4 protein-coding genes and 1 pseudogene are annotated in these 13,347 nt (G+C 73.6%); 3 read left to right on the top strand and 2 right to left on the bottom strand.

The window, feature by feature from the left end; all coding sequences use genetic code 11:
- The first annotated feature begins 122 nt into the window (after positions 1-122).
- Positions 123-746 (top strand): TetR/AcrR family transcriptional regulator, encoded by a 624-nt coding sequence (locus ABZ457_RS20995; RefSeq protein ID WP_359159327.1) that lies wholly within the window; start codon positions 123-125, stop codon positions 744-746.
- Positions 747-903: 157 nt separating this feature from the next.
- Here the strand turns inward: ABZ457_RS20995 and ABZ457_RS20990 are convergent, their stop codons facing one another.
- The gene (locus tag ABZ457_RS20990) at positions 904-1,767 is read right to left on the bottom strand and encodes an MBL fold metallo-hydrolase (protein ID WP_359159325.1); all 864 of its coding nucleotides are present in this window, start codon (positions 1,765-1,767) and stop codon (positions 904-906) included.
- Positions 1,768-1,944: 177 nt separating this feature from the next.
- Between ABZ457_RS20990 and ABZ457_RS20985 the strand changes: the two genes are divergently transcribed.
- Positions 1,945-8,502, top strand: a complete 6,558-nt coding sequence (locus ABZ457_RS20985; RefSeq protein WP_359159323.1) for an amino acid adenylation domain-containing protein — start codon at positions 1,945-1,947, stop codon at positions 8,500-8,502.
- 35 nt (positions 8,503-8,537) lie between these two features.
- Here ABZ457_RS20985 and ABZ457_RS20980 read toward each other — a convergent pair.
- Positions 8,538-11,526, bottom strand: a pseudogene (locus ABZ457_RS20980) (family 16 glycoside hydrolase).
- 383 nt (positions 11,527-11,909) lie between these two features.
- On the opposite strand from ABZ457_RS20980, the gene ABZ457_RS20975 reads away from it, so the two are divergent.
- Positions 11,910-13,347: MFS transporter (locus ABZ457_RS20975; RefSeq protein WP_359159321.1), on the top strand; the 1,438-nt coding region annotated here is incomplete at its 3' end.

Below are 13,347 nucleotides of genomic sequence, written 5' to 3'. Positions count from 1 at the left end.
GCCTCGTCTTCCCTTCCACGGGGGCGGGGCGGGCGGATGCGGCAGGCAGGCGGGAGCGACAGGGAGGCGAGCGCGGGTGGGGCGGCCTTGTCAAAACTGAACGGAACCTCTAATTTGACGGCATGCCCCGAGTCTCCGACGCCTATCTCGCCGCCCGGCGCACCCAGGTCCTCGACGCCGTCCGCGCGTGCGTGGACCGCGACGGCCTCCAGGGCGCGACCATGGAAGGCATCATCCAGCTCAGCGGACTGTCCACCGGCACGGTCTACAAGTACATCCGCAGCAAGGAAGAGGGCATCGAGGCCGCCATGAGCACGGCTCTGGACGGTCTGACGGCGGAACTGCTCCCCCATCTGACCGCCGATCCGCTGCCGCCCCCGCCGGTCCTCGTGGCGCAGCTCACCGGCACGCTGGAACGGTTCGCCGAACGGGAGTCGTACTCGCTGCCGAGGGTGGCCCTGCACGGCTGGAGCGCCGCGCTGAGCAACCCGGGCCTGCTGGAGAAGACGGCCCCGGCCTACCGCGCCTTCCGTGAACTGCTGACCGCCGCGGCCACCACCTGGCAGGAGAACGGCGAACTCCCGGCCGACGCCGTGCCGTCGGAAGTGGCGGCCGCCCTGCTCTCCCTGCTCATGGGCTTCGCCGCCCAGCAGGCCCTGCTCGCCGACACCTCCGCGCGGGAGCACGCCCGGGGGTTCGCCGCCCTGTTCGCGGCGGGAGCCCCGGCGGCGCCGGCCGCGCCCTAGTTTCCGGCCCGCTGCCGGTCCGGGCGGGCCCGGGTGCCGTCCGGCACGGGCCGGGAACCGGCCGCCGGGGCGGGCGCAGGTTCGGGGCCGGGCGCGACTTCGGGACCAGGTACGGCTTCGGGGCCGGGCGCAGGTTCGGGGCCGGGCATGGCGGGCCTCACTCCGTGCGGTCGGCGACCCGGCGGACGCCTGTCCGGGGCGCGAGCGGGTCCCCGGGGAACTCATGCGGGTTGTGCGCGCAGAAGATCTCGATCTCCGGGTGGTTGCGGGCCAGGTCCCGCAGGCGCGCCTGGTTGGCGAAGCGCTGCCCGCTGCTGGTGGTGACGATCCGCTGGAAGAGGGCGACCTTCGGTGCGCACCGGCGCTTGGCCTGCTTGACCTCCCGGGGGTCGAAGTAGGCGTCCCCGGCATGCAGGAGCCAGCCCTGCCCGGTGTCCACCGCGACCCCGGAGTGCCCGTGGGTGTGCCCGAACAGCGGGACGAACAGGATCTCCTCCGGCAGTCCCTCCAGCCGGCGCACCGCCTCGAAGCCGAACCATGGCTCTCCGAGGTCCCGGTACTCCACGAAGTGCGGGTCGTGCGCCCACATCAGCGGCCGGTAGCGCTTCTTCGCCCGGAACGACGCCCGTTCCATCGCCGCCTTCAGCTCCAGGCTGTGCAGATGCACCCGGGCGTGCGGGAAGTCCGACAGACCCCCTACGTGGTCGAGATCCATGTGCGTCAGCACTATGTGGCGGACATCCATGGGGTCCATGCCCATGGCCCGGATCTGGTTCACGGCGGCCAGCCGGGGATCGACCTTGGGGCGGGCGTAGCCGTAGGCGAACTCCTTGCCGAGCCGCGAGGTGATGTCCGCGTAGTCCGCCGTTCCCAGGCCGGCGTCCACCAGGACCAGGCCCGAAGAGGCGGTCTCCAGCAACAGGGTGTGGCAGACCAGGTGCCTGCCGTGGATCGACAGTCCCTGAATCGACGCGCAGTTCAGGTGGTGCACCCGCACCACTCCGGGTCCGGATCCGGACATGACGACGACCTCCAGAGTTGTTGAAGTGAAGCTTCATTTCAGTTTGGACTCGGAGCCTCGCCCTGTCAATAATGAACTCTCGTTTCAGTTTGGCGGGGTGCTCGGAGTTCACCCAGCTCAGAGCCGTCCTGCCGATCCCCTGGGAAGGCGCGAGCCGCCGGAGGCGACGATGGGGGCATGACGCCCCAACGGACCGTCCGTACCGACGAGATGCCTCCCGCGACCGAACCGAAGGTCCCCGCCATGTCCCCTCGCCCCGCCGCCGACCACCGCACCCTGCCGGGGGCCGTCGTGGGGATCGCGGCGTCCGTGCTCGCGGTCGACGGGCTGACGGCGGAGGACAGCTTCCTCGATCTCGGGGGCACCTCTCTGCACGCCCTGCGGATATGCGCGCGCATACGCGACGAGCTGGGCGTCCGGGTGGACCCGGCGGTCGTCTTCGACCAGGACACACTGGGCGGGCTGTGCGCGGTCGTCGCCGCCGCGCGGGCCGGCGGCCCCGGTGCGCCGGGGGCGGCCCCTGCGGGGGAGGCCGGTGGCCCCGGCCGCCGTGACCACGCCGGGCCCGGCCCGGCCGGCCGTCTGCCCGACGCCGGGACGGCCGCCCGTCCGCCCGGCGGGCCGGACAGGCGGGACGGCCCCGGCGGGCCGGACGGGGCGGACAGCCGGGACGCGGCACCCGCCCACCGCCCCCGCGGCAAGGCCCCCGAACCGGTCGGCGGGCCGGCCCGCGAACCGGTCGGCGGGCCGGTCGGCGCGCCCGCGGGCGGGCCGCTCGATGGGCGGCTCATCCATGAGGCCGTGACCCACCAGGCACTCGTGCGGCCGGACGCCGTCGCCCTGGTCTGCGGCGGCGAGCGGACCAGCTACCGGCGGCTGGACGCCCTCGCCGACGCCTGCGCCGCCGAGCTGGCCGCCCGGGGCGTGCGGCCCGGCCAGGTCGTGCCCGTCGTCCTGCCGCGCTCGCGGGAGCTGGTCGTGGTGCTGCTGGCGACCCTCAAGTGCGGTGCCGCGTACGCCGCTCTCGACCACCGCTGGCCCGCGGCCCGTATCGCCGGGATCACCGCCGCCCTGGACACCCCGGTCGTCGTCACCCGCACCCCCGGTCCACGCCACTGGGCCCCGGACATCCGCCGCCCCGACCCGGCGGCCGACGCGCGCACGGGAGACCGGCCCGTCCGTGCGAGACGCGCCGCCGCCGTCCCGCCCACCGCCCCCGCGGCGGTGTTCTTCACCTCGGGCACCACGGGCGCGCCCAAGGGCGTGGTCTCGCCCCACCGGGCCACCACCCGGCTGTTCGCGCCGGGCGGCGGCCTCCCCGGCTTCGGCCCGGGACGGGTGATGCCCCAGGCCGCACCGCCGTCCTGGGACGCGTTCGGCCTGGAGCTGTGGGGGATGCTCACCACCGGCGGGACCTCCGTGATCGTGCCGAGCGACTACCTCCTCCCGGGCGACCTGGTGGACCTCGTCAAGAACGAGGGCGTGGACACCCTCTGGCTCACCGCCGGGCTCTTCCACCTCTTCGTCGACGAGAACGTGGACTGCTTCAGCGGTGTGGCCCGGGTCCTCACCGGCGGTGAGCGCCTCTCGGCCGCGCACGCCCGCGCCTTCCTCGCCGCGCACCCCGGGGTGACCCTGGTCAACGGCTACGGCCCGGTCGAGAGCTGTGTGTTCGTCACCGCGCACACCGTGACCGCCGCGGACTGCGAGCGTCCGGGCGGCGTCCCCGTCGGCCGGCCCGTGCCGGGTACGAGCGTGCACCTCCTGGACGGGACCGTGCCGGTGGCGCCCGGCGCGGAGGGCGAGATCTGCGCGGCGGGAGCCGGACTCGCGGACGGCTATCTGAACGACGAACGGGCCACGGCCGCCGCCTTCGTGACCGTCCCGATCGGCGGAAGACCCACCCGGCTCTACCGGACCGGCGACCGGGGTGTGCTGGACGCGGACGGCGTGCTGCACTTCCGGGGCCGCGGGGACCGGCAGGTGAAGATCGCCGGACACCGGGTCGAGCCCGCCGAGGTGGAGGCGGCGGCCCGGCGGCTGCCGGCGGTACGGGACTGCGCCGTCGTCCCCGTACCCGGGCCCGGCGACGCGGACGGATACGACGGCCTCGCCCTCTTCTACACCCCCGGCGACCTGCCGGGGGACCCGCCGGACGGGGAGGGGCACCGCGACGGCGGCCCGGACACCGTGCGCGCGGACCTGGCGGCCGTCCTCCCCCGCTACCTCGTCCCGACCCGCGTCCACCGGCGGGCCTCGCTCCCCCGCACCCCGAACGGCAAGATCGACCGGGCCGCCCTGCTGGCCGGTCCGACCGAGCCCGCCCGGCGCGCGGACGGGGTGCTCGCCGAGTACCCCATGTCGTACGAGCAGGAGTCGATCTGGCTCAACGACCAGGCGCAGCAGGGTACTTCGCGCTATCTGGAGTCCTGGGTCAACCGGCTGCGCGGGCCGGTGGACGCCGATGCCGTGCGGAGCGCGCTGACCGGCATCGTGGAGCGCCACGAGACGCTGCGCAGCCGCCTGGTCCTGGTGGCGGGCAGCCCGGTCCAGCAGGTCCTGCCCGCCGCGCCCGTCGAACTGACCGTCCGCGAGGTCACGGCGGACGGCCTGGACGCGGCCCTGCGCGAGGCCGTGTCCCGGCCCGTGGCGCTGTCCCGGCCGCCGCTGCTGACGGCCACCCTGCTGCGCCTCGCCGAGGACGACCATGTGCTCGCCGTCTGTGTGCACCACGCGGTGATCGACGGCTGGTGCTTCAGCATCCTCGACCGGGAGTTCGGCGCCCTCTACCGAAGGGCCCTGGACGGGAGCCGCCCGACACTGCCCGCGCTCCCCCCGCGGTTCGGCCCGTACGCGGCCGCCCGGCGCGCGGACGGCGAAGCGGCCCGGGCGGCGGCCCTCGCCCACTGGCGGCGGGAGCTCGCGGACGCCCCCGAGGAGTCCTCCTTCCCTGCCGACCGGCCCCGGCCGGGGGTGCTCGGCCCCGGCGGTGACCGGATCGAGTTCACCGTCGACGCCGTACTCGGCCGCGGCGTAAGGCAGTTGGCCCGCCGGCTGCGGACCACCCCGTTCGCCGTCCTGGCCGCCGCGCTGGCCGTGCTGGTCGGCCGGCACACCGGTCGGGAGGACGTGGTCATCGGCACCCCGGTCTCCCACCGGGACACCTCCGGGACCGCCGGCATGATCGCCTCACTGACCGATGTGCTGCCGCTGCGCCAACGCCCCGCCGCCGGGCTGTCCTTCGAGGAACTGGTGGGCGACGCACGGGAGTCGGTCTGGTCGGCCGTCCGCCACCGCGCCCTGCCGTTCAGCCATCTGGTGCGCGGACTGGGGGTGGAGCGCACGCTGAGCCGCTTCCCCCTCTTCCAGGTCGTCTTCGCGCTCGACGACGCGCCCGCCCCGGACCTCGATCTGCCGGGCGTGGCCGCGGAACGGCTGTACGTCCACTCCGGGACCGCCAAGTACGACACCTTCCTGCACCTGATCCCCGCCGGGGAGGGTTTCCGGGGTCTCTGGGAGTTCTCCACCGACCTGTACGACGCGGCCACCGTGCACCGGCTCGCGAGCCGCCTGCGCACCCTGCTGGCGAGCGCCGTCGCCGAACCCGGCCGCCCTGTCGGGGACCTGGAGATCCTGCCCCGGGAGGAGCGGGAGCTGCTCGCCCGCCGGGCGGGGACCGCCCCGGCGGCGGAAACGTTCGTCCCCGCGCACGAAACGTTCCGGCGGCGGGCGCGTGAGCGGCCGGGGGAGGTGGCGGTGCGCCTGCGCGGGCAGGACCTCACCTACGGCGAGCTGGACCGGCGGTCCGACGCCGTCGCCGCGCATCTGATCGCCCGGGGCCTGGCGCGCACCCCGGTCGGCGTCTGTGTGGAGCGCTCCCGGGATCTGCCGGTGGCCGTCCTGGGCGTCCTCAAGGCCGGCTGCGCGTATGTGCCCCTGGACCCGGCCCATCCGGCCGGCCGGCTCGCCGTCGCGGCCGAGGACGCCGGTGTCACCACCGTCCTCACCCGGCGGGCCCTGGCCGGGCGGGCGGGACTCCCGGCGGGCGTCGGGCACTGCTTCCTCGACGAGGTCCCCGAGGCCCCGCGCACGAGCGACGCGGACCGGGTGCCCGTCACCCGGGACGACCTCGCCTATCTGATCCACACCTCCGGCTCGACCGGTCGCCCCAAGGCCGTCGCCATGCCGCACGGCCCGCTGTCCAACCTGCTGGACTGGCAGTCCCGCCGGTCCGCCGCCGGCTGGGGCACCCGCACCCTGCAGTTCGCCTCCCTCGGTTTCGACGTCGCCTTCCAGGAGCTGTTCGCCACCTGGGCCACCGGCGGCACGCTGGTCCTGGTCGACGACGACACGCGCAAGGACCCGGAGCGGCTGCTCGACCTCATCGAGGCCGAGCACGTCCAGCGACTGTTCCTGCCCTTCGTGGCGCTGCAGCAACTGGTGGAGCACGCCTGCGCCACCGACCGCCGGTGCCCTTCCCTCACCGAGGTGGTCACGGCGGGCGAGCAGTTGCAGACGACCCCGGCCGTGCGACGGTTCTTCGCCGCGCTGTGCGACGCCACGCTGGACAACCAGTACGGGCCGTCGGAGACCCATGTGGTCACCGCCGGGCTGCTCACCGGCGACCCGTACGCCTGGCCGGAACTGCCGTCCATCGGGCGGCCGGTGGACGGTGCGCGCGTCCGGCTGCTCGACCGGCGGCTGCGGCCGGTGCCCGTCGGCGCGGTGGGCGAACTCTGCGTGGGCGGGCCGGTGCTGGCCCGGGGCTACGCGGGCCGGCCGGAGCTGACCACGGAGAAGTTCGTCCGCACCGACGAGGGCCGGCTGTACCGCACGGGGGATCTGGCCCGGTTCCTGCCGGACGGGCGTATCCAGTGCCTCGGGCGCGACGACGACCAGGTCAAGATCCGTGGCCACCGGGTGGAGACGGGCGAGGTCGAGGCGGTGCTGCGGGCCGTGCCCGGGGTCGCGGACGCCGTGGTGGTGGCGCACGACCCGGGGTCCGGGGCGGGAAAACGCCTGATCGCCTACTACCTGGCCGGTTCCGGGGTCCCGGCGGCGGACGCGCTCATGGCGGAGCTGCACCGGGAGCTGCCCGGTTACATGGTCCCGGCGCGCGGTATCGCGCTGGACGCGTTTCCGCTGACTGTGAGCGGCAAGGTCGACCGCAGGGCCCTGGCGGCGCGGCGGCCCGCCTCCGGCGTAACGTCCACGGGCGCGCCCGGCGGCACGGGGCCCACGGCCGCGCCCGGCACGCCCACCGAAGCGGCGATCGCCCGGATCTGGTCCGGGCTGCTGGGCCTCGACGGGCTCGACGGGCTCGGTGACACCGGTGGTATCGGCGGCGGTCCCGGTGGTATCGACGTCCGGGACGACTTCTTCGCCCTCGGCGGCGACTCCCTGCTCGCGACCCGTCTGGTCCTGGCGCTGCGCACGGAACTGGGCGCCGCCGTCCCCCTCCAGGCGGTGTTCACCACCCCGACGCTCTCCGGTCTCGCGCGCCTGGTCGACGCCACGGCCAACGACGGCGCACCGTCCACGACCGCCGCCCCCGCCGAGCCGGACCTGTCGGCGGAGGCGCGGCTGGCCGCCGACATCGTCCCGGCTGCCGAGGTCACCGCCGTGGCCGAGGATCCCCGCAACGTCCTGCTCACCGGAGCGACGGGATTCCTCGGCGCCTTCCTCCTGCGCGAGCTGCTGCTCCGCACCCGGGCCACCGTCCACTGCCTGGTGCGCGGACGCGACCGGGCCCACGCCACCGGCAGGCTGCGCGAGGCGCTGGAGCGGTACGGCCTGGGGGACGGTGTGCCCCGGGAGCGGATCAGCGTCCTGCCCGGCGACCTCGCCGCACCCCGACTGGGCCTCACCGAGGCGGAGTTCGACCGCCTCGCGCGTACGGTGGACGTCGTCCACCACGCCGGGGCCTCGGTCAACCTGGTCTACTCCTACGCCCAGTTGCGCGACGCCAATGTCCGGGGCACGGAGGAGATCCTGCGGCTGGCGGCCCGCCACCGGACGGTCCCCGTCCACCATGTCTCCACCGTCGGCGTGTTCGCACCGGGCGTGCCGGGGACGGTGATCGGCGCCGGGCACCCGACCGGCCCGCCCGGTGCCCTGGAGCACGGGTACACCCGGAGCAAGTGGGTGGCCGAGGGCCTGATCGGGCAGGCCCGTTCGCGGGGACTGCCGGTGTCTGTGTACCGGCCCACCCGGATCTTCGGGGACTCGGTGACGGGTGCCTGCCAGACCGGCGACTTCCTGTGGCTGGTCCTCAAGGCGTGCGTCCAGGCGCAGGGCGCGCCGCGTGGTGTGGAGACCGCGTTCGACCTGGCGCCGGTGGACTACGTCAGCGGGGCAGTGGCCGCCCTCGCGCGGGAGCCGGGCGCCGCGTCCGGCACCTTCCACCTGGCCGCCGGGCGGCTGACCCGCCTGGACACGGTGGTGGGCTGGCTACGCCGGGCCGGCTACCGGCTCGACGACCTCGGCGCGCGGGAGTGGCTGGACCGTGTCCGGGCGGACCCCGGCAACGCGGCCTTCCCGCTGCTGAGCACCCTGGCGGCGGAGACCGAGGGCGCGGGTTCCGAGGGCGGCCTCGTCTTCGACACGACGGCCACCCGGAGGGCCCTGGCGGGCTCGGGTGTCGACTGCCCGGTCGTGGACGAGGAACTGTTCGGCGTCTGCCTGGACTTCTTCGTCCGCTCCGGTTTCCTGCCGGCACCGGGCGCGACCCGCTGACGGGGTGTCAGCGGGTCACGCCCGGAACGGATCGGTCAGGTCAGTGGTTCGACCCACACATTGCGGAAGCGGACCTTGTTGCCGTGGTCCTGGAGACGGATGGCCCCCGCCGCGGGTGACTCGGGATCGCCCGCGCCGGTGGGACCGTTCACGGCCACGGCGTCGTGCACCGTCCGGCCGTTCCAGACGACGGTGATCCGCGCGTCCTCCGTCTTCTTCCCGTCGGCGTCGAAGCGGGCGGCGCGGAAGGTGATGTCGTAGGTCTGCCAGGTCTCCGCGGCCGTCGACGCGTTCACGTCGGCGGCCTTCTTCTGGTAGATCGCGGCGGCCTCGTTGTCGGCGAGCTTCGCCACCCCGTAGGAGTCGAGGATCTGCACCTCGTAGCGGTCCTGGAGGTAGACGCCGCTGTTGCCGCGGTCCTGGCCGGTCACGTCGTCGGGGAGCTGGGGGACGCGGAACTCGACATGGGCCCGGAAGTCCTGGAAGTGCTGTTTGGTGCGCAGGTCACCGCAGCACACCTCCATCGACTTCTCGGCGGTGCGCGGCCAGTCGGGGCTCCGGCCGTCGGTGTGCTGCCAGGCGTCGGCGATGCTGCCGCCGTCGAAGAGGGTGATCCGCGAACCGGGCCTGCGCACCTCCACCGCGTCGAGGTTCACATGGCCGGTGTCGCCCTCACGGACCGCGTAGGTGAGGGCGTTGCGGCCCTTGGCGAGGTTCAGCCGCTGGGTGGCGGTGGACCAGCGGTTCCACGCTCCGGTGGACGGCAGGGACAGCTGCCGGGGCGCGCCGTCGCCGACGGCGACGCTCACGGTCTTGGTCCCGGTGAAGGGGTGGGGGCCGTTGGCGTAGCGCAGGCCGACGTCGTAGGAGCCCGCCTTGTCGACCACGACGTCGACGCGGGCGGTGGCGCCCTGGGCGCCGAAGCCGTCGACGAAGCCGCCACCGGTGTACCCGGTGTGCTCGGTGTCCACGGCGGCGCCGCCGGACAGCCGCCCGGACTCGGCGTCGTATGTGGTGACCGGCTCCTTCGCGCCGCCGGGGCGGGCGTTGAGGGTGTACCAGGCCTCGGTGGACCAGAGCTGCTCGCCGCCGGCCGCGGAGAAGGGGCGCGGCGAGCGGACGTGGACACCCGGTCGGTCTTCAGGCCCGGGATGGTGAGCGTCACTTTGCGCCGGTCCTTGGAGAGCTTGGCGGCGGTGACGGTGAGGGCCTCCTCGTCGGCCTTGGGGCCGCCGTAGGCGGGTGTCGGGGCGTAGCGCCACTGGGTGACGGAGTAGGCGGCTCCGGTGAGCCGGTCCGCCGTCTCCTGCGACAGGGGCTTGGTGTAGGTGAGTTCGAAGCCGTCGGCGGTGGGGCGCATCGTCCTGATGTCGAAGGCGGTCTTCCCGTTCGGGGTGAGCTTCTGGAGGCCGAAGCGGAGTTTGCCGGCCTGGCCCCAGTTGCCGTCCGCGCCGAGGCCGCCGGCGTAGATCGCGCCGTCCGGTCCGGTGCTGACGCGGGTGATGCCGGCTTCGAGGCCCTGGGTGTGGCGGAAGACCGCGCCCTGGTAGGCGCCGCCGACCTTGTGCAGGTCGGCGCGCTGGAGGCCGCCGTAGGTGACGTCGCCGAAGACCATCTGCCCGGCGAAGGGGCCGCTCTCCAGCCGCATCGGGGTGCTGGGCGAGTTGGAGATCTCGTTCTGCGGCAGCCAGAGGACGGGCTTGGTGACGGGCCGGGCGTCGAAGGGGCCCGGCGGGTTGGTCCGGTGGTGGAAGAACCGGTCCTGCTCGATGTGCACCAGCTTGGAGGAGGGCAGCCAGCCGCCCTGGTTGTCGGTGACGAAGAGGCCGCCGCCGGGTCCGCGCCCGATGCCGTTGGGGGTGCGCAGGCCGCCGGCGAGGTAGCTGATCTTCCCGGTGGCCCGGTCGACCTTGATGGTGGTGCCGCGGTTCGGTGCCGGCTGGGGGTCGGTGGTGGCGCCGCCGTAGTCGATGGCGACGGAGAGGTTGAGGTAGAAGGAGCCCTTGTCGTGGAGGAGCCCGAAGGCAACTCGTGGAAGTTGCCGCCGAAGGGCCACCCGGCGACCTTGCGCCTGGTGTCGATCACATCGTCGCCGTCGGTGTCGGTCAGCTCGGTGAGTTGGTGTTTCTCGGACACATAGAGCTTGCCGTCGACGTATGCGATGCCCATGGGTTCCTTGAGCCCGTCGGCGATCTTCTTGTGGGTCACCTGGTCGGGGCCGGTGTCACCGGTGACGTTGCCGAGGAGGTGGACCTCGCCCTTGGTCTGGTCGCTGCCGCCCCAGGTGGTGATGGCGAGGCGGTCGTCGGGCAGCCAGTCCATCGCGGAGACCTGCGGCTCGAAGCCCTCGGGCCGCAGGTCGGTCAGGGTGTACCCGGGGTTGACGTCCTCCAGCGGCAGCCCGTCGCCCGGGCCGTCGAGGCTGCCCTCGCACTCCTTGCGCCCGGGCGCGGTGACCCGGACGACGTCGGCGTCGGTGCTGAGGGCGGAGTTGGGGACGGTCGTGAAGCCGCTTGCGCCCGGCGGCTTCCACTGGAGGGTGAGCTGCTGGCCGCCGCCCGCGTCGAAGTGGTCGATGCGCAGGCTCTGGTAGCCGGCGTTGAGGTGGATCTCGCCGTCCTTCGGTTCGGGGCCGTGCAGTCCGTCGTGGTCGATGACCTGCTGCCCGCCGATAGCCAGGCGCGAGCCGTCGTCGCTGATCAGCCGGAAGCCGTAGGTGCCGGCGGAGGGCGCGTCGAGGTTGCCGGTGATCTCGGAGACGAAGTTGTCGGAGAAGCCGAAGCCGTCGGTGGACGTCCAGTCGGCGGTGGGGATCAGTTTGTCGACATTGGGTGTCTGTGCGGGCTTGAGGTCGCACAGCCGCTCCAGGGGCGAGCGGATGTCGAAGACCCGCAGGGTGACGCCGGGTTCCTGGGGCGGCAGGTCCCCGAACGGGCGGGGCGGCGGGTCGGCGGCGGGGGTGGCCGGGGCGGCGGCGGCCGGGGTGACCGGCGCGATCAGGCCGCTCATGAGTCCGGCGAGCATCAGTCCGGTGAGGCGGCGGGGGCGGTGGGGGCGGCGGGCGTGAACTCGCCGTGGGCGGGGTGGGCGTGCGGGGGGGTACGGCGGGTGCGGGGCGGGGCTTCACTCTTCCTCCTGCGTGCACTCAGCGGGTCGAACGCAGTTCCGTGGCAAAGCGACGCTCACAGTAGGGACAACTTCCGGAACCGTCCATACTTTGTCCACGAACAAGAGAAAGTGCTGAGGGTGGCTCAATGGGCGCGGCACATATGCCGTGCCCCCATGGTGGCCACGCGCACTCCGGCCCCTTGAACTATGGTGTCCCACCACATACGCCGGTGACCTGGGCGTTCCTACGGTGTGGCGACACACGAAACGTCCCCGCCAACCGCCAGGAAGTGGTGCCGATGTCCTCCCCCGCGACCGCTCCACCAACGCCCGCCAGCCTCAAGCGCATCGTCGCCGCGAGCCTCATCGGGACGACCATCGAGTGGTACGACTTCTTCCTCTACGGCTCGGCCGCCGCCCTGGTCTTCAACAAGCTGTTCTTCCCGGACTCGGACCCGCTCGTGGGCACCCTGCTGTCCTTCCTGACCTACGCGGTCGGCTTCGCGGCCCGCCCCCTGGGCGCGCTGGTCTTCGGGCACTACGGCGACCGACTCGGACGCAAGAAGCTCCTGGTGCTGAGCCTGCTGCTGATGGGCGGCGCCACTTTCGCGATCGGTCTGCTGCCGACGCACGCGACGATCGGCTCGGCCGCCCCCGTCCTCCTCACGGTGCTGAGGCTGGTCCAGGGCTTCGCCCTCGGCGGCGAGTGGGGCGGCGCCGTCCTGCTGGTCTCCGAGCACGGCGACGCCAAGCGGCGCGGGTTCTGGGCCTCCTGGCCGCAGACGGGCGCGCCGGCCGGCCAGTTGCTCGCCACGGGTGTGCTGGCGCTGCTCACCGGCGTGCTCTCGGACGCGGCGTTCACGGCCTGGGGCTGGCGCATCCCCTTCCTGCTCTCCGGTGTGCTGGTGATCGTCGGCTTGTGGATTCGTCTCTCTGTCGATGAATCCCCGGTCTTCAAGGCCGCGCTGGCCCAGGCGGAGCAGCGCAAGGCGGCCGCCGGAACCGTGGAGAAGATGCCGCTCGTCGCCGTGCTGCGCCACCACTGGCGCGATGTGCTCATCGCGATGGGCGCGCGTATGGCGGAGAACATCAGCTACTACGTGATCACCGCGTTCATCCTCGTCTACGCCACGACCGCGGTGGAGTTGAGCAAGCAGACCGCGCTCAACGCGGTGCTGATCGGGTCGGCGGTGCACTTCGCGGTCATCCCGCTGTGGGGCGCCCTCTCCGACCGGATCGGCCGCCGACCGGTGTACCTGATCGGTGCGGTGGGCGTGGGCGCGTGGATGTTCCCCTTCTTCACGCTGATCGACCGGGCGTCGTTCCCGTCCCTGCTGCTGGCCGTCACCGTCGGCCTGGTCCTGCACGGTGCGATGTACGCGCCGCAGGCGGCGTTCTTCTCGGAGATGTTCGCGACGCGGATGCGGTACTCGGGGGCGTCGATCGGCGCGCAGTTCTCCTCCGTCGCCGCCGGCGCGCCCGCGCCGCTCATCGCGACGGCGCTCCTCGCGGACTTCGGGTCCTCGACGCCGATCTCGCTGTACGTGATCGCCGCCGCGCTGCTGACGGTCGTCGCGATCGCCTGCGCGCAGGAGACGCGCGAGCGCGACCTGAACGACGTGGAGCCCACGGGCCCGGCCGGCCCGGCCCCGGCGACCGCCGGGCCAGGGTCTTCGAACGCGAACAGGTCGCCCTCCTCGGGTCCTTCGCCGCGCACGCGGCCGTGGCCATCGAGAC

This window comes from Streptomyces sp. NPDC005805 (genome assembly GCF_040630445.1).
Lineage (GTDB): Bacteria > Actinomycetota > Actinomycetes > Streptomycetales > Streptomycetaceae > Streptomyces.
The sequence above is the reverse complement of the archived record's forward strand: the minus strand, read 5'-3'. Positions and strand labels throughout refer to the sequence as shown.